14 protein-coding genes and 1 pseudogene are annotated in these 22,691 nt (G+C 47.6%); 9 read left to right on the forward strand and 6 right to left on the reverse strand.

Features of this window, described 5'->3' with window-relative positions:
- Window positions 1-123: 123 nt before the first annotated feature.
- A pseudogene (locus EYA81_RS19480) lies at window positions 124-996 on the forward strand (DUF4886 domain-containing protein); the annotation flags it as partial.
- A gap of 1,481 nt (window positions 997-2,477) precedes the next feature.
- On the opposite strand, the gene EYA81_RS05250 reads toward EYA81_RS19480, so the two are convergent.
- Window positions 2,478-5,735, reverse strand: a complete 3,258-nt coding sequence (locus EYA81_RS05250) for a S41 family peptidase (protein WP_131225438.1) — start codon at window positions 5,733-5,735, stop codon at window positions 2,478-2,480.
- A 97-nt stretch (window positions 5,736-5,832) separates the two neighbouring features.
- Window positions 5,833-6,774: a malate dehydrogenase gene (gene mdh / locus EYA81_RS05255; RefSeq protein WP_005829779.1), complete on the reverse strand. Its 942-nt coding sequence runs from the start codon at window positions 6,772-6,774 to the stop codon at window positions 5,833-5,835.
- Between the two features lie 230 nt (window positions 6,775-7,004).
- On the opposite strand from mdh, the gene EYA81_RS05260 reads away from it, so the two are divergent.
- The 5 genes from EYA81_RS05260 to EYA81_RS05280 all read left to right on the forward strand — a co-directional run bounded on the left by EYA81_RS05260 (window position 7,005) and on the right by EYA81_RS05280 (window position 13,039).
- On the forward strand, window positions 7,005-7,883 hold the full coding sequence (locus EYA81_RS05260) for a hypothetical protein (protein ID WP_131225439.1): 879 nt from the start codon (window positions 7,005-7,007) through the stop codon (window positions 7,881-7,883).
- A gap of 217 nt (window positions 7,884-8,100) precedes the next feature.
- Window positions 8,101-9,567 (forward strand): TolC family protein, encoded by a 1,467-nt coding sequence (locus EYA81_RS05265; RefSeq protein WP_117974254.1) that lies wholly within the window; start codon window positions 8,101-8,103, stop codon window positions 9,565-9,567.
- Between the two features lie 37 nt (window positions 9,568-9,604).
- Window positions 9,605-10,594 carry an HlyD family secretion protein gene (locus EYA81_RS05270; protein ID WP_131225440.1) on the forward strand — a complete coding sequence of 330 codons (990 nt, stop codon included), beginning with the start codon at window positions 9,605-9,607 and terminating at the stop codon, window positions 10,592-10,594.
- A gap of 28 nt (window positions 10,595-10,622) precedes the next feature.
- On the forward strand, window positions 10,623-11,801 hold the full coding sequence (locus EYA81_RS05275; RefSeq protein WP_119961270.1) for an ABC transporter permease: 1,179 nt from the start codon (window positions 10,623-10,625) through the stop codon (window positions 11,799-11,801).
- Window positions 11,801-13,039 carry an ABC transporter permease gene (locus EYA81_RS05280; protein ID WP_131225441.1) on the forward strand — a complete coding sequence of 413 codons (1,239 nt, stop codon included), beginning with the start codon at window positions 11,801-11,803 and terminating at the stop codon, window positions 13,037-13,039. Before EYA81_RS05275 ends, EYA81_RS05280 begins: the two co-directional genes overlap by 1 nt.
- Before the next feature lie 220 nt (window positions 13,040-13,259).
- On the opposite strand, the gene EYA81_RS05285 is transcribed toward EYA81_RS05280, so the two are convergent.
- On the reverse strand, window positions 13,260-14,327 hold the full coding sequence (locus EYA81_RS05285) for an SGNH/GDSL hydrolase family protein (RefSeq protein WP_131225442.1): 1,068 nt from the start codon (window positions 14,325-14,327) through the stop codon (window positions 13,260-13,262).
- A 146-nt stretch (window positions 14,328-14,473) separates the two neighbouring features.
- On the opposite strand from EYA81_RS05285, the gene EYA81_RS05290 reads away from it, so the two are divergent.
- Window positions 14,474-16,375, forward strand: coding sequence for a TlpA disulfide reductase family protein (locus tag EYA81_RS05290; RefSeq protein ID WP_119961225.1), 1,902 nt, complete (start codon window positions 14,474-14,476; stop codon window positions 16,373-16,375).
- A 66-nt stretch (window positions 16,376-16,441) separates the two neighbouring features.
- Here the strand turns inward: EYA81_RS05290 and EYA81_RS05295 are convergent, their stop codons facing one another.
- Window positions 16,442-17,980, reverse strand: a complete 1,539-nt coding sequence (locus EYA81_RS05295) for a Gfo/Idh/MocA family protein (protein ID WP_131225443.1) — start codon at window positions 17,978-17,980, stop codon at window positions 16,442-16,444.
- 206 nt (window positions 17,981-18,186) lie between these two features.
- Here EYA81_RS05295 and EYA81_RS05305 point away from each other — a divergent pair, with 206 nt between their 5' ends.
- Together EYA81_RS05305 and EYA81_RS05310 are read left to right on the forward strand one after the other, a co-directional pair.
- Window positions 18,187-18,549 carry a BlaI/MecI/CopY family transcriptional regulator gene (locus EYA81_RS05305; RefSeq protein WP_005829755.1) on the forward strand — a complete coding sequence of 121 codons (363 nt, stop codon included), beginning with the start codon at window positions 18,187-18,189 and terminating at the stop codon, window positions 18,547-18,549.
- A 2-nt stretch (window positions 18,550-18,551) separates the two neighbouring features.
- Window positions 18,552-20,621: a M56 family metallopeptidase gene (locus tag EYA81_RS05310; protein ID WP_117600808.1), complete on the forward strand. Its 2,070-nt coding sequence runs from the start codon at window positions 18,552-18,554 to the stop codon at window positions 20,619-20,621.
- Between the two features lie 92 nt (window positions 20,622-20,713).
- Here EYA81_RS05310 and EYA81_RS05315 read toward each other — a convergent pair whose 3' ends face one another.
- Window positions 20,714-21,814 carry an Mrp/NBP35 family ATP-binding protein gene (locus tag EYA81_RS05315; RefSeq protein ID WP_131225444.1) on the reverse strand — a complete coding sequence of 367 codons (1,101 nt, stop codon included), beginning with the start codon at window positions 21,812-21,814 and terminating at the stop codon, window positions 20,714-20,716.
- Between the two features lie 74 nt (window positions 21,815-21,888).
- Window positions 21,889-22,647, reverse strand: a complete 759-nt coding sequence (gene trmB / locus EYA81_RS05320; RefSeq protein ID WP_117600806.1) for a tRNA (guanosine(46)-N7)-methyltransferase TrmB — start codon at window positions 22,645-22,647, stop codon at window positions 21,889-21,891.
- Window positions 22,648-22,691: the final 44 nt, after the last annotated feature.

Consider the following 22,691-nt stretch of genomic DNA (forward strand, 5'->3'; position numbering starts at 1 on the left):
AGGCAATGGCAGTAATGTAAAAGGACTGAATATCTCTGCCAAAGGTACTTACACAAACTCCGGTTGGCTGAAACTGGCAGAAGTAACTATAAAGTAAATACATTAAAAACACACAAAGGTATGATGAAAAGAAACGACTTTCATGTTTCAAGATTATCGGCAAGGCTCCTCCTGCTGCTTGCCCTGCTGCTTGCCTCCCCCGGAGGATTGCAGGCAAAAGCAACTGACGCAGACACTCTTAGAGTGCTGGCCATAGGCAACAGTTTCTCACAAGATGCAGTGGAACAATATCTGCACGAACTGGGAAAGTCCGAAGGTTATATCATGATTATCGGCAACATGTATATCGGAGGATGTTCATTGGAACGGCATGTAAAAAATATACGCAACAATACACCGGCCTACGCCTACCGCAAAGTAGACAAAAATGGGGAAAGGGTAGAAATCCGAGAAATGACCATTGAGAAAGCCCTTGCCGACGAACCATGGGACTATGTAAGCCTGCAACAAGCAAGTCCGGTATCAGGCATTTACGAAACATACAAAGCGTCCCTCCCTGAACTGGTGGATTATGTCAAACCACGGGTCAGTAAAAAGACAGTTTTAATGATGCATCAAACTTGGGCCTATGCCGGCAACAGCACTCATTCGGGATTCAAGAACTACAATTCAAGTCAGATGAAAATGTACACCGATATTGTCAATGCCGTTAAGGAAGCAGCCGGATTGGTGGGCATCAAAAAAATCATCCCCTCCGGCACTGCCATCCAGAATGCCCGCACCACCTTTATAGGCGACCACATGAATAGGGATGGCTATCATCTGGACCTGAAAATAGGCAGATATACCGCCGCTTGTACCTGGTTCGAAGCTTTGACCGGCCAAAATGTCATAGGAGCCCCCTACTCCCCAAAAGGCATGAACTATGACGAGAAGGAAGTAGCCCAGACAGCAGCACACGCAGCCATACTTTGTCCGGACAAGGTCACCCATCTGGTCGACCTGAAGCAGCCGGCCGCCAAAGCCAATTACAATGAAGTGAATGTTCCCGAATACACCTTGCCTGATGCGTTGACACTGGAAAACGGAAAACCGGTAACAACAGCAGAACAATGGACGAAGAAACGCCGTCCCGAACTATTGCGACTCTTTGAAACAGAGATGTTCGGTAAGGCTCCCAAACATCCTAAGGACATGCATTTCGAAGTATTGACGGAAGACAGCCATGCACTTGGAGGACTGGCTACTCGAAAAGAAGTCAATGTCTATCTTACAAAGGACAACAAAAAGTATTTCACCATACTCATGTACATTCCCAACCAACGTGCGGGAACCGTACCGTTGTTCTTCGGACTCAACTTCAAAGGTAACCACACCATCAACACCGACCCCGGCATATCATATCCTACACTTGAAAAACAAAAAGAGTTCAGATGGAGGAAGCTCCCCGAAAGAGGTATCGCCTCGGCACGCTGGCCCATAGAAACGATTATGAAGAACGGCTATGCGCTTGCCACTATTTACCGGGGAGACATCGATCCTGATTTCGATGACGCCTTTAAAAACGGAGTTCATCCTTTGTTCTACAAAAAGGGACAACGCCGCCCTGCCGATAACGAATGGGGAACCATTGCAGCATGGGCCATGAGTTGTGCCATGGACTATTTTGAGACGGACAAAGAGATAGATGCATCCAAAGTGGCTGTCTTCGGTCATTCCCGACATGGCAAAGCTGCATTATGGGCCGGTGCTACAGATCCACGTTTCTCCCTAATCATTTCCAACTGTTCCGGTTGCGGAGGTGCAGCGCTCTCCCGCCGTGCCTTTGGCGAAACAGTCCGTGCCGTCAACCGGCAATTCACGCATTGGTTCTGCCGCAACTTCTGGAAATACAATGATAAGGAGGAAAATTTACCGTTCGACCAACACGAGCTCATTGCCCTGCAAGCTCCCCGTCCGGTCTACATAGCCAGTGCAACCGAAGACCGCTGGGCCGACCCCAAAGGCGAATTCCTATCCGGAGTATATGCCACTCCCGTATATGAGCTTTTTGGCAAGAAAGGATTAGAGTCTACAGAGATGCCTGCTACAGATACCCCCGTCCGAGATGGGAGCATTGCCTACCATATCCGCACCGGAATCCATGACATTACGGTTTATGATTGGGAACAATACATCTGGTTCGCTGATAAATGGTTCAAAGGCAAATAAGAAACTTCCCCTTCAGGACATTCGGAGAGATATGAGTCACCAGGAATAAAGAAATGAGCGCCCGGACAGGATAACGAAACCCAGCATACAATAGTCCGGGACTTTGTTTCCTTTACATAGGGACTTAGTCATACACTCTTGCAGATAGAACACTGACGTGAGAAAACTTTAAAAAACATGAATCCGACGAATCAACAGAGCGTCTGAATTCGTCGGACTCACGTTAAATAATCTGAGTTCTATATAAAAATCAACGCTTTAACAACTCATCTCTTCTGTTGCAACCCCTTCAGCAAGTGGTCCACCGCCGCTTTCAGCTGTGCATCTTCTCCCTTCAAAACAGCTTCCGGCACATTATAAACCAAGATGTCCGGCTGTAAAGTCCGGTTCTCCAGATAGTTACCCTGCATATCCACACAACCTACCTGCGGAATACCGAATACAATACTTGGATCAATCTGGCTTTCCCACCAGACAGCAGTCATGGTTCCTGCCACTGGAGCACCTATCAGCTTACCGATACCCAACGTCTTGTACACAAAAGGAGTACCGTGGGCATTGCTGTAATTATCCTCGCAAACCAACATACACGAAGGTTTCAGCCATCTATCAAAAGGATCGCTGCCGATGTACTGGCCGCGCGGCACAAAGCGTTCATACTCCTTGCCGCTAAGTAACGTCGCTACTTGTTCGTGCAGCCATCCGCCTCCGTTATGGCGGGTATCCACCACAACAGCCTCTTTCTTACGACTGCTTTCGCTCAACAAATCGGAGTAAATCTTACGGAAGCTCGGACTATCCATACCTTTGATGTGAATATAAGCAATGCGCCCGCCGGAATATTCATCCACCTTCTTGCGACAGTTTTCCACCCAGCGCTTATACAATAGCTCATTCTGGGCACCGTAAGATATGGGCTTCAAGGTTTCTTCAAACCGCTTGCCGGTAGCAGGATCATAAACAGAGAGAATCACCTTGCGCCCTGCCTTACCTTCGAGTAACGGGAAATAATCGGCACCTGCCTTAATGGCAACACCATCCACTTTTTCGATAATACACCCCGGTTTGACATCCGTCTTTTTCTTCGTCAATGGACTTTGAGCTATAATTTCTTTAATCTTCAGTCCATCGCCCGCATAAGCTTCATCATAGAACACTCCCAAAGCTGCCGTAGGAAGTGCTGCGCCCGAAGCATAATAACGCGCTCCCGTATGAGAACCGTTCAATTCACCCAGCATCTCACTCAGCATTTCCACAAAATCGTAGTTATTGTTGATATAAGGCAAGAAGCGCTTATAAGTTTCTTTGTATCCATTCCAGTCCGTACCTTGCAAGTCTGCCACATAGAACTTATCATTTACCTGCTGCCAGATGTGGTCGAAGATATATTCACGCTCACCGTAAGGACGGTAATCGAAGAAAGCCTCAAATTCAATTGGAGAAATCTTGCTGCCTTCAATCTCTATCTTCTTCATTCCGTCGCGGGCACAAAGGAAGATATTCTTCCCTTCCTTATCTGGCTGCAAAGCGCCTGCACCTACTTTCTTCAAAAGAACTTTTGTAACATTCTCTTTCAGGTTGTGCTCCCAAAGATCGTACCCATCCTCAAAAACAGACAGATAATAGAGTTTATCCCCTTTAGCAGAAAGCATGGCATCTGCCATATGCGAGGAATTGACGGTCAGGCGTACAATACGGTCAAAGCGGTTTGCAAGATCGAACTTCAACGGTTCTACCTTTTTCTCCTTATCTTTGTCGGCATCCTCTTTTTTCTTCTTGGCATCCTTTTCGTCTTTCTTTCCGGCTTTTTCTTTCTCTGCCTTCTCCGCTTCCTCAAGCAAAGCGGTTTCTTCCTTGTTCATCAAGAAACGGTCGTATGCTTCAGCATCAAAGAACATGATATAAGTATCGTCTTCGGCTCCCCAACTGCCGTGGCTGCGATACCCCGCACGGTCACTGGTCCAAATCATGGCTTTGCCGTCCAATACCCACTTGGCATTGCCATCGTTGTACCCGCTTTCGGTCAGGTTCACCATTTCACCCTTGCCATCGGCATTCAGCAGCACAACATCTTTGTTGTTCCATCCACCTACACCGATATAGTCCGAAAGAATCCATTTGCTGTCCGGACTCCATTGGAACCACTGGTCACCGTCCGAATAAGAGTATTGGTACTTGCCATCCATAACGGTACGTACAGCCTTCGTCTTCAGATTGATGACACGGATGGCGCTACGGTTTTCGAGAAAGGCAATCTCTTTGCCGTTAGGGCTATATTGGGGTTGGAAAGAAGCGACATCCGAATTCGTCAGGCGTTCTTCCTTCAGCTCTGTAGCATAGGTAAACAGCTTTTCATCCTTACGCACAATCGTCGAAGTGTAAAGTTGCCAAAGCCCGCCACGTTCGGAAGCATAAACCAGTGTCCGGCCATCGGGGGCAAAGTCTACAGTGCGTTCCTGATAGGGAGTATTCGTTATCTGCTTCGTAGTCTTATATTCCACTGAAGTGACGTAGATATCGCCACGCAAAACGAAAGCCACTTCCTTACCATCCGGAGACACTGCCATTTCCGTGGCGCCACTACTCTTAATCTGGCGGATAATATCCTTGTCGTTTCTGTCGGAAACAATGCAGATGTTCACCTTTTGCGCTTCTCCACCGGGAAGCAGGGTATAAATCTCACCATCAAATCCATAGCACAACCTTCCGTCCGTAGCGGCACTGAGATAACGTACCGGATTTTTGGTATAGTGCGTCAACTGCACGGCCTTCGCATCTCCGGGAGTACGTCGGTAGATATTGAAAGAGCCGTTTTCCTCACTCAGATAGTAGAATGTTTTTCCATCAGGAGCCCAAACCGGTTCACGGTCTTCTCCTCCGAAAGTAGTCAGTTGGCGGTACTGCGGTTCTTTTCCCGGAGTATACATCCAGATGTCCCGGGCAATGGGCGATACGTGATGTTTACGCCAGTAGTCCTCGTAACCTTTCTTATCCTGATACAACATCGCTCCCTCCTTATTGATGGAGATGCACTCCATAGGCATGGACGAAATCATCGTCGGACGCCCTCCCTCCACTGATACTCGATAGACCTGGTTGAACTGCCCGTTAGAGGGAAAGACAACAGCCTCGGCAGACGGCATGATGCCCGCAGAGAACAAGACATGTCCGGCATCTGTAAAAGCAAGCGGTGTTTCGCTTCCCGAGTGGGTAGTCAGCCGTCGTGGTTCGCCTCCGTCTTTGGACACAATGTAGACGTCCAGGCTTCCCATACGGTCCGAAGCAAAAGCAATCTGCTTACTGTCCGGGCTCCATACCGGAGCCGTATCATATGCAGGATTGGTAGTTATCTGCATGGCACGTCCACCGGCAACCGGCACCGTATAGATGTCTCCCTTATACGTAAAAGCAATGGTGGTCCCATCGGGAGAGATGACACTATGACGCATCCAGAGCGGAGCATCCTGCGCAAAAGTAAAACCTGCCAGGCAAGCGGCAGCAATACCTAATAGTAGTTTTTTCATAATGATTTTTTTTTGGGGGATAAAAAAAAGCCTCACGTCTTTTCCTTGTCAGAAAAAGTCCGTGAGGCTTGCTTATTTCTCTTTAAGTTACCCTCAATTAGAGAGCTCCTACTTCCTTCAAAGCAGCATTTGTCTTGTGAACGGCAGCAGCGCTGGCAGCAAATTTAGCTTTTTCGTCAGCAGTCAGTTCCAGTTCTACGATTTTCTCGATGCCGTTCTTGCCAAGGATTACGGGAACACCGATACAGATGTCTGATTCACCGTATTCTCCTTCCAGATATACTGAGCAAGGAATCATCTTCTTCTGGTTGTGGATGATAGACTCAACTACATAAGCACCTGCCGCACCCGGAGCATACCATGCAGAAGTACCCAGCAACTTAGTCAGTGTAGCACCGCCTACCATGGTAGAAGCTACCACTTCGTTCAGTTTTTCTTCGCTCAGCAGTGTGCTTACCGGCTGTCCCTTGTAAGTAGCCAGACGAGCCAACGGAATCATGGTAGTGTCACCATGACCACCGATAACCATGCCTTCCACTTCGTTGGCGTTGCAGCCCAAAGCCTGAGACAAGAAATATTTGAAACGAGAGCTGTCCAAAGCACCACCCATACCGATGATACGGTTCTTCGGCAAGCCCAAAGACTTCAATGACAGATAGGTCATGGTATCCATCGGATTAGAAATAACCACGAGGATAGCATTCGGAGAATATTTCAAGATGTTCTGTGCAACCGACTTAACGATACCTGCATTAACACCGATCAATTCTTCACGAGTCATACCCGGCTTACGGGGAATACCGGAAGTAATCACTACAACGTCGGAGTTGGCAGTCTTCTCATAATCGTTGGTACAACCTACAACAGTGGTGTCGAAGCCCAGCAGTTGAGCAGTCTGCATCATATCCATTGCCTTACCTTCTGAAACGCCTTCTTTCACGTCCAGCATTACCACTTCGTCAGCCACTTCATTAAAGGCCAACACATTAGCGCATGTAGCACCTACGTTACCTGCACCTACTACGGTTACTTTTGACATAATTTCTAAAGTTTTTTGTTTATAAGTATTCTTTAAAGATGATACAAAAGTACAGCGAACTTCGTAATTAGAGAAATATTTCCGTAATAATTTTAGTTAAATACACATTTAGCCAACGATTAGTGGACGATGATTAATGATTAATGATTAATTTTGCGGACGATTAGTGAACGTAAGACGAATAATCAGTCACCAACCATTAATCACTTAACCATTAATCATTATCAAAAATGGCAGTTAAGAAGAATACACTTCTCATCGTGGCAGGCAGCCTCCTTATCTTATTATTAATAGGAGTTACCATTCTGCTGATTTCCGAAAAGCAAACCAACAAGGAACTGGTGATGGAATTCAATCTGGATAAAGAAGACCTTGAAAATCAATACACAGACTTCGTCAGACAATATGACGAACTGAAGTTGACCGTCTCCAACGACTCCCTCTCCGTACTTTTGGAGCAGGAACAACTGAAGACCCAACGTTTATTGGAAGAACTCCGCACCGTGAAGAGCAGCAATGCCACCGAGATACGCCGTCTGAAGAAGGAACTGGCCTCTCTCCGCAAAGTCATGATAGGCTATATCAACCAGATTGACTCGCTGAACCGCCTGACTGCCCAACAGAAGGAAATCATAGCCGATGTCACCCAAAAGTACAACGCCGCTTCCCGGCAAATCAGCAACTTGTCCGAAGAAAAGAAGAACCTGACCAAGACAGTGACGCTTGCCGCACAACTGGACGCCACCAACATCTCTGTGCAGCCCACCAACAAACGCGGCAAGACTGCCAAGAAAGTGAAAGACATCGTGAAGTTCAAAATAAACTTCTCCATCGTGAAAAACATCACTGCAGAAACCGGCGAACGCACCCTCTACATCCGCATCACCAAACCGGACAATGACGTGCTGACCAAAAGTCCCTCAAACACCTTCCCATACGAGAACCGGGAACTGGTATATTCCATCAAGAAGTATATAGAATACAACGGAGAAGAGCAAACCGTCACCGTATATTGGGATGTAGAAGAATACCTCTATGCAGGTACCTACCGCGTAGACATTTTTACTGACGGCACCCTTATCGGTTCACAATCATTCAACTTGAATTAATACATTTTTCAGACAAGTAAGAACAAAAGAGCATAAAACATGCGGCATACTACTGATTTCGTAACGCTGCAAAATGTGTTCTTTTGTTCTTATGCCTAAAAAAATTTCTAAATTATTTTGCAATATCATTGAAAGCCTATACATTTGCATCGTTGTTTATGCAATTATTGTTGTTGTATAAGTAACCGATTCATCACCTTAATTAATGTATAGCCCAATGAAAAAGTTCTTCTGTTTCATCTGTTTGGCATACCTGTCCTTCCCCGTGAAGGCCCAGGAAGCATTGAGCTTGGATAGTTGCCGTGCATTGGCAATTTCCAACAACAAAGAACTGCTGATAAGCCAAGAAAAAATCAACGCTGCACATTATCAAAAAAAGGCGGCATTCACCAATTACCTTCCCAACATTTCGGCCACCGGTGGATATATGCGCAGCCAAAAAGAGTTGTCTATCCTCAGTGATGCCCAAAAAGGGGCCTTGTCCGGATTGGGTACAAACCTCAGCGGCCCCTTGCAACAAGCCGCCCAAGTCATAGCGCAGCTTCATCCTGAAATAGCGGGGAAACTGCCGGCTTTAGGACAAAGCCTGGTAGGTGCCCTCGACGGTGCAGGCCAATCCTTGGTTGACGCCTTTCGTACAGACACCCGCAACATGTATGCGGGCGCACTGACCTTGACCCAACCCCTATATATGGGCGGCAAGATACGTGCCTACAATAAAATCACCAAATACGCCGAAGAGCTGGCCCGCCAGCAGCACAACACCGGTATGCAGGAAGTAATCCTGAGTACAGACCAGGCATATTGGCAGGTAGTATCCCTTGCCCATAAAAAGAAGCTGGCAGAAGGTTATCTGAAACTACTGCAGAAACTCGACAGCGACGTCGACAAAATGATTGCCCAAGGCGTTGCCACCAAAGCAGACGGACTCTCCATCAAAGTAAAAGTGAATGAAGCCGAAATGACTCTGACCAAAGTAACCGATGGCTTGAGCCTTGCCCGGATGCTGCTGTGCCAACTGTGTGGTCTTGACCTTTCCACTCCTATCATGCTCGCAGACGAACAGAAGGAAGACCTGGCCCCCACAACTCTGAAAAACGGTGCCATCGACATCAACAACGTTTATGCCACTCGCCCCGAAGTACGCAGCCTGGAACTTGCCACACGGATTTACAAGCAAAAAGTAAATGTCACCCGTTCGGAATATCTTCCTTCCATAGCACTAATGGGCAGCTATATGGCAACCAACCCTTCCGTCTTCAATAGTTTTGAGAAGAAGTTCAAAGGAATGTGGAACGTGGGTGTCATGGTATCGGTACCCATCTGGCACTGGGGCGAAGGCATCTATAAAGTAAAAGCAGCCAAATCGGAAGCACGCATCGCCCAATACCAGTTGGATGACGCCAAAGAAAAGATAGAGCTGCAGGTCAACCAGTCTGCTTTCCAAGTGAACGAAGCTGCCAAAAAACTGACCATGGCCGAAAAGAACCTGGAAAAAGCCAACGAGAACCTGAGATACGCCACACTCGGCTTTGAGGAAGGCGTTATACCCGCCAGCAATGTGCTCGAAGCGCATACCGCATGGCTTTCTGCTCAATCGGAAAAGATAGACGCACAGATTGACGTAAAACTGACGGAAATCTATCTGAGAAAGGCAACGGGGGAATTGACAATTGATAATTGATCGTTTCTTCAATCATAAATTGTAAATAGTAAATAATATGTTAGATACAAAATCACAAAACAGCAACATGTTGTTGGCATTCCTCACACTGACGGGAGTTATTGCCATCGTTGCCCTTGTAGGTTTCTTCATGTTGCGTAAAGGGCCGGAGATTGTGCAAGGACAAGCAGAAGTAACGGAGTATCGAGTATCGAGCAAAGTGCCGGGACGTATTCTGGAATTTCGTGTAAAAGAGGGACAAAGCGTACAAGCCGGAGACACCCTTGCCATTTTGGAGGCTCCGGACGTGCAGGCCAAACTGGAACAAGCACGCGCCGCCGAATCGGCAGCCCAGGCCCAGAACGAAAAAGCTTTGAAAGGCGCCCGTCGGGAACAGATACAAGCTGCCTATGAAATGTGGCAAAAGGCACTGGCCGGACTGGAGATTGCCGAAAAATCCTACACGCGTGTGAAGAACCTGCACGACCAAGGCGTGATGTCTGCACAAAAGCTTGACGAAGTTACCGCCCAACGCAATGCAGCCCAGGCTACAGAGAAAGCCGCCAAAGCCCAGTATGATATGGCCAAGAACGGTGCGGAACGCGAGGACAAAGCCGCTGCCGCTGCCTTGGTGGAACGTGCTAAAGGAGCTGTGGCCGAAGTTGAATCGTACATCAAGGAAACTTACCTGATTGCACAGACTGCCGGTGAGGTATCCGAGATATTCCCCAAAGTAGGCGAGCTTGTGGGCACGGGTGCTCCCATTATGAACATCGCTATTCTGGATGACATGTGGGTAACCTTCAATGTACGCGAGGACTTGCTGCAAGGGTTGGGTATGAATACCGAATTCGAGGCGTTCATCCCTGCCCTCGATAGGAATATCCGCCTGAAAGTGTACTACATGAAAGACCTCGGCACATATGCCGCTTGGAAAGCGACCAAGACTACCGGCCAGTTCGACCTGAAAACATTCGAAGTAAAAGCCGCTCCGCAAGAGAAGGTGGAAGGACTGCGTCCGGGAATGAGTGTGATATTGGAGAAATAAAAGGAGTTATGAGTTATTGGGGAGGATGATGGAAAGAGATAAGAAACATACGGCTTTGTGGAATGTAGCAAGACGCGAATGCCGCCGTCTTGTTTCCCGCCCGCTCTATCTGTTCTGTATGGTGATAGCACCGTTGTTCTGCTACATATTCTTCACCACGCTGATGGACTCCGGGCTTCCTACGGACATGCCCGTAGGTGTGGTAGACCAGGACATGAGTGCCACTTCACGCCAGCTGATACGTAACTTGGACGCTTTTGAGCAGACAGCCGTCGTGGCTCGCTATCCCAATATCAACGAAGCCCGCACCGCCATGCAGCGCGGAGAGATTTACGGCTTCTTCTATATACCCGAAGGCACCTCCGCCAAGGCGCAGGCGCAACGGCAGCCCAAACTCTCGTTCTACACCAACAACACACTACTCATTGCCGGCTCACTGCTCTTCAAAGATATGAAGATGATGAGCGAACTGGCATCGGGAGCCGCCGCCCGCACCGCCCTCTATGCCAAAGGCGCTACCGAGGAGCAAGCGATGGCCTTCCTCCAGCCCATCGTCATAGATACGCATCCACTCAATAACCCGTGGCTGAACTACTCCGTATATCTGTGCAACACCTTTGCACCGGGTGTACTGATGCTGCTTATCTTCATGGTGACCGTCTATTCCATCGGAGTTGAGATAAAAGACCGCACGGCCCGCGAATGGCTGCGCATGGGCAACAACTCCATCTGGATTTCCCTTACCGGCAAACTGCTGCCGCATACCGCCATCTTCTTCCTGATGGGAATATTATATAATGTATACCTCTACGGTTTCCTCCATTTTCCCTGCAACAGCGGCATCCTGCCGATGCTGCTTGCCACCCTTTGCCTGGTGCTGGCATCGCAAGGCATGGGAATATTGATGATAGGAACCCTGCCTACCCTGCGTCTGGGACTCAGTTTCGCTTCCCTATGGGGCGTACTCTCTTTCTCCATGTGCGGATTGTCATTCCCCGCCATGGGCATGCACCCCGTATTGCAGGCATTGGCAAATCTGTTCCCCCTGCGCCACTATTTCCTGATTTATGTGGATCAGGCACTGAATGGATACCCCATGATTTACTCGTGGGTCAACTACGTAGCGCTGCTTATTTTCATGATGCTCCCGTTCCTTATAGCCCATAGGCTGAAAGGAGCGTTGGTTTACTATAAATACATGCCCTAATGAAAGACCTGACGTTCAGACAGAAAATGATACAAGGCATTCATGACTTGTTCTATATATGGAAACGGGAATTCGGTACAACCTTCCGCGACCAGGGCGTGCTCATCTTCTTCGTGCTCGTTCCGTTGGTCTATCCGTTGATATATGCTTTCATCTATACCAACGAAACCATCCACGAAGTGCCCACTGTCGTGGTGGATGACTCACGCTCCTCGTTGAGCCGCGAATACCTGCGGAAAGTGGACTCCAGTCCCGAAGTGAGCCTCGTGAGCTACTGCGCCGATATGGAAGAAGCCAAACTGATGTTGAAAGACCGCAGGGCATACGGCATTATCTACATCCCCTCCAGCTTCAACGACGACATTGTACGCGGTAAGCAGACGCAGGTCAGTATCTTCTGCGACATGAGCGGACTGCTGTATTACAAAGCCTTGCTGACCGCCAACACCAACGTGTCGCTCGCCATGAACGCAGACATCAAAGTGGAGCGAAGCGCCAATACCACCGACCGCCAGGACAAGATTACCGCCTACCCGATAGAGTATGAGGATGTCGCCCTCTATAATCCGACCAACGGATTTGCCGCTTTCCTGATTCCGGCAGTATTGGTATTGATTATCCAGCAAACGCTGCTACTCGGCATCGGCTTGTCTGCCGGGACGGCACGCGAACAGAACCGCTTCCGCGACCTGGTGCCTATCAACCGCCACTACAACGGCACACTACGCATTGTGATGGGAAAAGGGCTGAGCTACTTCATGGTATATTCACTGGTATCGGTATATATACAGTGTGTGGTTCCATGGCTTTTCAGCCTCAACCAAATAGCGATACCCGGTGTCCTGACTCTGTTCACCCTGCCCTACCTGGCCGCTTGTATTTTCTTTGCCATGACAGCATCCATTGCCATCCGCAACCGCGAAACGTGCATGCTGCTGTTCGTGTTCACCTCAGTGCCGCTGCTGTTCCTCTCCGGCATTTCGTGGCCGGGAGCCGCCATGCCTGCTTTCTGGAAGTACTTCTCGTACATCTTCCCTTCTACCTTCGGCATCAACGGCTACGTACGCATCAACAGTATGGGAGCCACACTCAATGAAGTCTCTTTCGAGTATCAGGCACTATGGATACAAACGGGCTTCTACTTCATCACCACGTGTCTGGTATATCGCTGGCAGATATTGCAGAGCAGGAAACATGTAATTGAAGAGTATAAGAAGCATAAGAGTATAGAAGCGTAACACATCGTTCCAAGCCTACGAAACAAAGTGTTCACATACGTTTGAACACTTTGTTTCAGCGTATCAGAACAATTTGTTCCAATATATAAAAACAGTTTGTTCGCCATATTGAAACAGTCTGTTTCCTATAAGGGAACAGACTGTTTTGTTAAAGGAAACAAATAGTTGCCCTACAGCATCGGCAAGGCAGCAAACAGACAAACGGGGCTGTAATACCTAATTACGGTCGCATGTGTTTCTCTAATATTGGGTAAAGTATCTCAGCATACCTCATAAAGCCCAAATCGGTAAAATGAATGCCGTCTACCGTAGCCTCCCCGTCGTGGCCAATAATGTCACGGGAAGAAAGGAAATAGATGTTTTTCTCTCCACGTTGCTTCAAAGAACGAAAAAAGGCATTCAATGTCTCATTCTTGTCCTTCACCTCCTTGGCAATCCTGGTGTCAAAAGGAGAGTGGGTAAAGAGAGGGTCTTCCACGAAAAGAACAGGCGTATCGGGATGCTTGCTGCGAATAATGGTATAGAATTTATCGGCACGCTCTCTCATTTGCTCCACGGTAGCATTGGGCACAAAGTCGAGGACAAACATAGAAGCGTCCACACCGGCTATGACATCGGCAATCTCCAGGTCGAGCAAGGCATTGCCGCTAAAGCCCAGATTGATACACTCACGATTGAGCCAACGTTCCAGAATATTGGTATGTGCCATGCCGGGACGGGAAGCGCAGCCTCCCTGCAAGATGCTGGTACCATAGAATACTACCGGCTTCTCACGTTTCGGCAAGTCCACTGCCGGTGGAGTGATGGCAGATAGGGAATCCACTCCGATGGAAAGCGAGGTAACCCCGTCATATAAAGAAAGGTACAAAAGGTATTCGCGCTCCTCGGGCAACATATTGCTTACGATAGTCGCCTTGCTGACCTTGCCCTGCGGACGACCGCTACCGGCAAATATCCATTTGCCGTCTTGCAGGCAGTAGAGGTCGAGGCCTTTAATACCGGTAGGCGTCATGTGGTTCATACTCATATTGTTCCTTACTTCCCATTTGGCGGAAATGCTTGTAGAGTTGGAACGGAAGCGCACGGCAAGTCCGGCACTGTTGCGGCCCAAGTCCCACAAAGGCTTGCGGGAGATGTTCTGCAGAGAGTCCGGCAGACGCTCATAGCGGGTAAGGGTAGATTCTGTTGCTTTGCCCAAAAGGGGGAAGGCGGAAACATCATGATAGACAGTCTGTGCATCGGCAACAGCAGCCAACAACAAGCCCATCAGAAGAATTCTGGTTTTCATATGACAAGATATTAAGTGTTAAGTATCAGACGGCAAAGATACAAGGTTTCTTTGAAAAACGAAGAAATGGAAGCATTTTACATCAATTAACTCCCACATGCTTGTTTCTTTACGAAACATTCGTATTTTCGCAAAAAACAATTCATATGAAACACATCCATTTCCTCTTAGCAGGCTTCCTACTGTGCATCTGCTGTACCCTGCAAGCCAAAAACCGTGTGATTGACCAACCACCGTTCATCGTAAGAAACACGACTTCCATCGAAGTGAGCAAAGTAGTCATCAGTGACACGGCAACCGTGCTCCACATCTATGCCAAGTATCGTCCCAAGTACTGGATACAGATTGCACCCGACAGCTACCTGACAGACAATAACGGAGAAACCTACCAACTGCGTTCCGGCATAGGCATCACACCAGGCAAGGAATTTTGGATGCCCGAATCGGGCGAAGCGGAATTCCAACTGGTCTTTCCTCCCCTATCCGACAATGCTACCTCCTTCGACTTCACCGAAGGCGAAAAGGTGGAAAACGGATTCAGCATCTGGGGAATACAGCTGAAAAGCAAGAAACTGCCGGAATTGGCACTTCCCCAAAACGCCGTAGTGCACAAAACCGACCCTAATGCCGAACTTCCCGAACCGGTCATCCAATATGGAAAAGCCATGCTGAAAGGGAAACTCCTGGATTCACGCCCCAATATGGCAATGCCAATCAGTATTGCCGTGTGGGAGAATATCAAAGGAGACATCATGGACATACCACTCGACATCCAGCCTGACGGCAGTTTCACCAAAGAAATAACGTTGCCCGGCACTACCCCATGTACCATGTATCTGGGTAGAGAACATATGCTCCAGTTCTTCATGGAACCGGGCAAGACAACAGAAATATACGTCAATCTACGCGAAGCTTCCCGACGCAAGTCTAAATTCCACAGCAAGGGGAAAACCTATGGAGAAATGGTATACATCAACGGGCCTCTAGAAACCGTGGCACAAGAGTTGAACGGAAACCACCCCGACATCAACATGCAAGACAAGCTCTATCAAAACATAGCTGCACTGGCTGGCAAGGATATTGATGCAGCCAAAACATACGTACTCCAAATATCCGGCGAAACACAAGAAGCAATAGACAAGTTACCTTACAGTGTTTCTACCCGACAACTTCTGACCATCAATAACAAACTGACTACGAATGCCATGCTGTCTTCCGTTGCCAGCATCTTGACATCGGCTGCCCTACAAGCCAATCTCATCAAACGGGAGGAAGCAAACAACTACTATCAGGAACTTTCCCGGAAAGTGCCCTCCAACTACGTGTCCGACGAGGACATGAGCATATTGAATGTACCGCAGGCAGTCTTGTCCAACCAGTATGTACAAATGGCTCCAAGAAATGTAGAACGGAGCGAGGAACTGGCCAAAGCATGGGGAACAGATAAAGGCATCTTCTTCGATATAGCCCGTAATGTCACCCTCTACCGGGGTATCAAGAACTTCACCCCACTCACCGACGAGCAAAAGGCAACCGTTGCCGCCATGCCCGCCGCATACCGCGAAATGCTGACTGCTGCCAATGACGAGTTGCTTGCACAGCTCGAAGCCAACAAGAAAAAGACGGGTTACACCATCAACCAAGTGGATACCAACGTCAACAACGAAGAGTTGTTTACTTCCATCATCAGCAAATTCAAAGGAAAAGTATTGTTAGTAGATTTCTGGGCCACCTGGTGCGGTCCATGCCGTATGGCAAACAAGATGATGGTCCCCATGAAGGAGGAACTGAAAGGTAAGGACATTGTATATCTGTACATCACCGGTGAAACCTCCCCCTTGAAGACCTGGGAGAATATGATTCCCGACATCCACGGCGAACACTTCCGCCTGACAGATACCCAATGGAAATACCTCTCGGACGCATTCAAGATAGAAGGGGTACCGACTTATCTGATTGTAGACCGAGAAGGAAACACCACGTTCAGGCAAACTGGTTTCCCGGGAGTGGAAAAGATGAAGGAGGAATTATTGAAAGTTACTAAATGACAAACTGATAAAACAAAAAACAGCAGGGATAGGCCTGCTGTTTTTTGTTTTATCAGTATACCGTTATTACTTTTCAGCCCATTCCTTGGCTCCCTGCTCCTTCAGTTTAGCAGTGAATGCCTTTGCCTTCTCCATAGCAGCCGCTTCCTCTTCCGGACTTGCATACGCATGCTTGTAGCCTTTCACCACATTCCATTCACCACGGGTGAAATCGGGGAATGCCACAGCCGCACAACCGTTGTCCATGGAAAGTTCTCCCAGTTCTGCAAGGCAGCACCACTCAGCAAGGTCGTATACATCCATATCCAAAGGAAGACCGTTCTGCAGGCAATATACCAGACGGCTGTCCATCACGAAGTCCATGCCACCATGACCTCCTACTTCCTTCGCCATCTCACCGTACTTCTTCAAAATGGGATGCTGGTATTTCTCCACGAGTGCCTCCATCTCCGTTTCCGGTAGGAAACCGTGTGAATTCAAATCATCCACTTTGGGCTGAACGCCCGATGCACTCAGCTGGTCAGCGTCAAGCGCATACCCTTCTACCGGATATTTGTTGGCGAATCCCTTGGTTCCCGTAAGCTGATACAGACGGTTATAGGGTTGTGGCGTCATTACATTGTGCTGAATCTCAATCACCTTTCCATTGGCTGTACGAATCATGGTCGTGGTATGGTCACCGTTACGGAATTCCTTGCACTCCTCGCCGGTTCTTTTCTCTACCAACTCCTTGCCCACCACAGACTTGGTGTCCATGGCTACCAGCGTTTCCATACGGTCACCACGGTGAATATCCAGTGCTTGCGCCACCGGACCAAGGCCGTGAGTGGCATACACGTCACCGCGATGCTTCATGTTGTAGTCCAAACGCCAGCCCAACTTGTCATTTTCTCCATTCTTCCAGTAATAGTCCCAAAACGGGCTCAAGTTATGTATATAAGCACCTTGTGCACGGATAACTTCACCGAATACGCCATGCTGCGCCATGTTCAGCGTATTCATCTCGAACCAGTCATAGCAACAGTTCTCCAAGATGAAGCAATGCTTGCGGGTAGACTCACTCAAGTTAATCAAATCCCAGCATTCCTGCAGGTTCATGGCCGAAGGCACTTCTATCGCTACATTCTTTCCGTTCTCCAGCGCACATTTGGCAACGGGGAAGTGATGCAGCCAGTCCGCAGCAATATAAACCAAGTCTATATCATCACGCTTGCAAAGTTCCTCGTATCCCTTGTCACCGGAATAGATGGCGGCTTTGGGCATGGATGCCTTCTTCAAGAGCTCCTGACATTTATCTGCACGGGCCTCTTCATAATCACAAAGAGCCACTACCTGCGTACCCGGAATATAAGTGAAACGCTCCACTGCTCCGGGACCACGCATCCCCAAACCAACAAAACCCACACGCACTGCCTCCAGCTTCGGAGTAGTCAGTCCCAATACACTCTTTTGTCCTTCCGGACGCTCGGGAGTCTTGACAACAATGGTACCATTTTGCCATTCCCATTGAGTTCCCTTCTCTGTGGTTTGCACAGTAGAAGTCTGGCTTGTGCATGCACCCAATACGAAGCACATTCCCAGCAACAACGATTTAACTGTTCCCATATTTCTGCTTTATTTAAGGTAAAAGAATTAATTGCAACAAAGATAGACAATCTTAACCAAAAGAAGATTATCAACAGCCATGTTCTTTTCAATCAGACAAAAGAATATACATACAGTAAACGCATTTAGATTAATTAACTCACTGTTTGATGCCAGTTTACGAAATATTCGTAGATTTGTATTGAATTCATTTAAATACTTTATCCATGGAAAAGTTAACGATACAAGAAGAAGAAGCAATGTTGTACATTTGGGAACTGGGCAGTTGCTTCGTAAAAGACATTGTTGCCAAATATCCCAAACCGGCGCCTCCCTACACAACAGTAGCATCTATTGTGAAAAACCTGGAGCGCAAGCAATATATCCGTGCCGCACGTGTAGGCAATACCTACCAGTATACCCCGCTTATACGCGAAAGCGAATACAAACGTACCTTTATGAGCGGTTTTGTGCGCAACTACTTTGAAAATTCTTATAAGGAAATGGTTTCGTTCTTCGCCAAAGACCAGAAGATTTCGGCCAATGACCTGAAAGACATTATAGATATGATAGAGAAAGGAAAGGAGTAAACATGTTAGCCTATTTTCTGAAAGTGAATGTAGCGATAGTACTGTTTTATGCATTCTATCGGCTGTTCTTCTACAAAGACACATTTTTCGGCTGGCGCAGAACCGCACTGCTTTGTTTCTTTGCCGTTTCCGCTGCCGTACCTTTGCTGAACATACAAACGTGGATTACGGAGCAGGAACCGATGGTGGCCATGGCAGATCTCTATGCCAGCGTTGTGCTACCGGAACTCACAGTAGGCACAGAAGTGGCTCCGACCGACTGGAAAAGCATCCTTTCAGAATATGCCAATATCGCCTATTGGGGAATAGTGGCATTGCTGATGATACGCCTCATCATGCAACTGGCAGGCATCATCCGCCTAACATGCCGATGCCGCAAGATACAAATAGGCAACACAAGTATACATCTACTTCCCAAAGCAGACGGGCCTTTCTCTTTTTTCCACTGGATTTTTATCCACCCGTCCTCGCATACGGAAGAGGAGTTCAACGAAATATTGACCCATGAGCAGACACATGCCCGGCAATGGCACTCCATTGATGTCATCATCAGTGAACTGGTGTGCATTTTCTGCTGGTGTAATCCATTTGCCTGGCTCATGAAACGGGAAATCCGTACCAATCTGGAATATATGGCCGACGCCCGCGTATTGGAAAACGGCTATGACTCCAAAACCTATCAATACCATTTGTTAGGATTGTCACATCAAAAGGCTGCAGTAACCATCTATAACAGTTTCAATGTTTTACCTCTAAAAAAACGCATCAAGATGATGAACAAAAAGAGAACCAAAGAAATAGGAAGAACCAAATATTTGATGTTCCTTCCTTTAGCGGCCTTACTTATGATTGTCAGCAATATCGAAACCGTAGCGCGTACCACAAAGAAGATTGCGGTGGAAGTCATAGAAGCTGTAGATCCCCAAACCGAACAACCGGCACCGGAAGTTCAAGACCCTCAAGTAGCTCCCCAACCGGAACAAGACACGAAAACCGTGACTTACAAAGGAAAGGTAGTGGACAAGGATGGAAAGCCAATACAAGGTGTGAAAATACTAAGTGTTCCTAATTCTACTCCTACCGAAGTCACTACCCAAGCCGATGGAAGTTTTGAATTCAAAGCCTCTCCCAAAGCAAAATTATTATTCTTATATCAAGACGGAAACAAAAAGAAAGGCATCTCTTTCACTGATGAAAGATTACCCAAAGAAAACAAAACGAATTGGACAATCGTTTACAATGAGAAATGGAATGAAGTCATGCAAAGCGACCCGGGAACTCCAGACAATCCGATTTTCGAGGTAGTAGAGCATATGCCCGAATTCACTGGTGGAGGTATGCCTGCACTGATGGAATACTTGAGCAAGAACATCAAATATCCGGAAGCAGCTATGAAGAAAGGTATACAAGGACGGGGTATCGTGCAATTTGTTGTGGAGAAGGATGGAAGTATTACCAATGTAAAAATACTGCGTGGCGTTGACCCTGAATTGGACAAAGAAGCCGTGCGCGTAGTCAGTGCCATGCCTAAATGGAAACCCGGTACACAACGCGGAGAAGCAGTACGCGTAAGATTTACGGTACCAGTAATGTTCCGATTGACAGAAGACAAGATCCCGGTGAAGTATGCTCCCATTGAAAACAAAATAAATGAACTGGTGGTAGTGGGTTATGCTCCGGAAGGTACAACGGTACCGGAGGAGGGAACCATTTTTGAAGTTGTAGAACAAATGCCCGAATATCCCGGCGGTATGCCCGCAATGATGGAATTCATCAGCAAAAACATCAAATATCCGGCAGCTGCACAGCAAGCTAAGATTCAGGGAAGAGTTACCATACAGTTTATTGTAAATACAGAGGGCAACATCATCAATCCCAGAGTTCTCCGCAGTGCCGACCCTCTGCTGGATGCCGAAGCAATCCGCCTGACTACCATTATGCCTAAGTGGAAGCCCGGCATGCAAAGAGGACAAGCTGTAAATGTAAAATATACAGTTCCCATCATGTTCCGTCTGCAAGAACCGGAAAAGAGTCCTGCTGTTCAGAACGCCACTGTTACTCCAACTAAATAAACTAATTCTCTCTCCAAACAAGTTTAAATGAAAAAGAAGCAGTTACCCGGCGACGGGCAATTGCTCCTTTTTCATAAAGGAAATATCCATGTTTATTTATGCACTTCCACAATCCGTGTCGGTGCCATTTCCATATTTCTGCGGTCTACCTGGCGGACTACGGCGGCAGCCAGTTGCAGGAACGCACGCCCGGTCACCGTATTCTCATCCAAAGCAACCGGAGTGCCCTTATCACCACTCTCACAGATGCTCTGTACAATAGGTATCTGCCCCAGCAACGGTACATTCATCTCTTCCGCCAACCTCTTGGCTCCTTCTTTACCGAAAATATAGTATTTATTCTCCGGCAGTTCGGCAGGTGTAAACCAAGCCATATTCTCTACCAAACCGAGAATAGGCACATTCACTTTGTCATTGGTGAACATATTGATGCCTTTGCGTGCATCTGCCAGCGCCACAGCCTGCGGCGTGCTGACAACGATAGCCCCCGTCAGCGCCAATGTCTGCACCACAGTCAAGTGAATGTCACTCGTTCCGGGAGGAAGGTCAATAAGGAAATAATCCAGTTCTCCCCAGTCGGCATCACCAATCAATTGCTTTAAAGCATTGCTTGCCATACCTCCGCGCCACAAGGTGGCCTGATCGGGATCGACAAAGAAACCGATGGAAAGCAGCTTGATACCATACTTCTCTATCGGAACAATTAAATCACGTCCACCAATGTTCTCCGCCACCGGACGGGCATCTTCCACTTGGAACATCTTAGGAACGGAAGGTCCGAAGATATCAGCATCCAGCAGACCCACCTTATAACCCAACTTTGCCAAAGACACGGCAAGGTTGGCAGCAACCGTGGACTTGCCTACCCCACCTTTTCCGGAAGACACTCCGATAACATTCTTCACCTGAGGTAATAGCTTACCCACTTCCGGACGTGCCGCCTGACGGCTTTCAGTCGTAATCACAACCTCCACCTCGGGAGAAACATACGTATGTACAGCCATCTCGGCAGCTTTCACCATCGACTTCATGAAAGGATCGGTCGGTTTCTCAAATGTCAGCGAGAAGCTGACCTTCATCCCTTCAATCCGCATGTTATCGGCCACCATCTCAGCCTCAACAAGATTCTTTCCAGTGCCGGGATAACGCACTGTTGCCAATGCATCAAGGATTAATTTTGGATATAATGTCATTGTATTTACTATTTGACGATTTACTATTTACTATTTTTATGCGAATCAGCAGTAGTTTTAACCACTGATTCACATCATTTACTGGTTTGCAGTCCACTACGCTTGCTACGGTTATAACTGCGATACTCATCCAGCTCTATCTCCACATCCGGCTCCTGCAACTCACCCTCTTGCGGAAGATGGAACTTGATGTACTTGATATTCAAACCACGATCCAGCCATTGTTGTTCATAATAGGTCTTGATGCTGAGTATCTCATCAGCCATGCCGGAGTGATATAAGTCTTCCGTCATCACATCCACCGGCAACCGGTTTCTTTCAATCATGTACCGGGTATAGGTAAACATGAAGTTGCTGTCCGTCTTCAGATGAACGATACCGTCATTCTTCAGGAACTTGCGGTAGCGCTCCATGAAATAAGTGGAAGTAAGCCTTTTGGTAGCCTTCTTCATCTGCGGGTCCGAGAAAGTAAGCCAGATCTCACTCACTTCATCCGAAGCAAAAAAACGGTCGATGATTTCGATATTCGTACGCAGAAAGGCCACATTCTTCATGCCCGATTGCAGCGACTCGGTAGCTCCCGTCCACATACGAGCTCCCTTTATATCCACTCCGATGAAGTTCTTGTCGGGAAACATGCGTCCCAATCCGACAGTATATTCTCCCCTACCACAGCCCAGTTCCAGGACAATAGGATGGTCATTTTTGAAAAACTGCCCGTGCCAATTTCCTTTCATGTCAAACGGCACATTATCTACCGCGGAATACGGATACTCGAAAACATGCGGATAACTCGCCATATCGGCAAACTTCTCTAACTTGTTTTTTCCCATTTAAGAAGTATTGAAACATAAAACATATTATTTTAAGCACGGAT

The organism is Bacteroides sp. A1C1 (assembly GCF_004328515.1).
Taxonomy (GTDB): domain Bacteria; phylum Bacteroidota; class Bacteroidia; order Bacteroidales; family Bacteroidaceae; genus Bacteroides; species Bacteroides uniformis.

Coding starts and splice junctions, on each gene's coding strand:
- EYA81_RS05250 (WP_131225438.1), bottom strand. CDS start 5,735: ATGAAAAAACTACTATTAGGTATTGCTGCCGCTTGCCTGGCAGGTTTT.
- mdh (WP_005829779.1), bottom strand. CDS start 6,774: ATGTCAAAAGTAACCGTAGTAGGTGCAGGTAACGTAGGTGCTACATGC.
- EYA81_RS05260 (WP_131225439.1), top strand. CDS start 7,005: ATGGCAGTTAAGAAGAATACACTTCTCATCGTGGCAGGCAGCCTCCTT.
- EYA81_RS05265 (WP_117974254.1), top strand. CDS start 8,101: ATGAAAAAGTTCTTCTGTTTCATCTGTTTGGCATACCTGTCCTTCCCC.
- EYA81_RS05270 (WP_131225440.1), top strand. CDS start 9,605: ATGTTAGATACAAAATCACAAAACAGCAACATGTTGTTGGCATTCCTC.
- EYA81_RS05275 (WP_119961270.1), top strand. CDS start 10,623: ATGGAAAGAGATAAGAAACATACGGCTTTGTGGAATGTAGCAAGACGC.
- EYA81_RS05280 (WP_131225441.1), top strand. CDS start 11,801: ATGAAAGACCTGACGTTCAGACAGAAAATGATACAAGGCATTCATGAC.
- EYA81_RS05285 (WP_131225442.1), bottom strand. CDS start 14,327: ATGAAAACCAGAATTCTTCTGATGGGCTTGTTGTTGGCTGCTGTTGCC.
- EYA81_RS05290 (WP_119961225.1), top strand. CDS start 14,474: ATGAAACACATCCATTTCCTCTTAGCAGGCTTCCTACTGTGCATCTGC.
- EYA81_RS05295 (WP_131225443.1), bottom strand. CDS start 17,980: ATGGGAACAGTTAAATCGTTGTTGCTGGGAATGTGCTTCGTATTGGGT.
- EYA81_RS05305 (WP_005829755.1), top strand. CDS start 18,187: ATGGAAAAGTTAACGATACAAGAAGAAGAAGCAATGTTGTACATTTGG.
- EYA81_RS05310 (WP_117600808.1), top strand. CDS start 18,552: ATGTTAGCCTATTTTCTGAAAGTGAATGTAGCGATAGTACTGTTTTAT.
- EYA81_RS05315 (WP_131225444.1), bottom strand. CDS start 21,814: ATGACATTATATCCAAAATTAATCCTTGATGCATTGGCAACAGTGCGT.
- trmB (WP_117600806.1), bottom strand. CDS start 22,647: ATGGGAAAAAACAAGTTAGAGAAGTTTGCCGATATGGCGAGTTATCCG.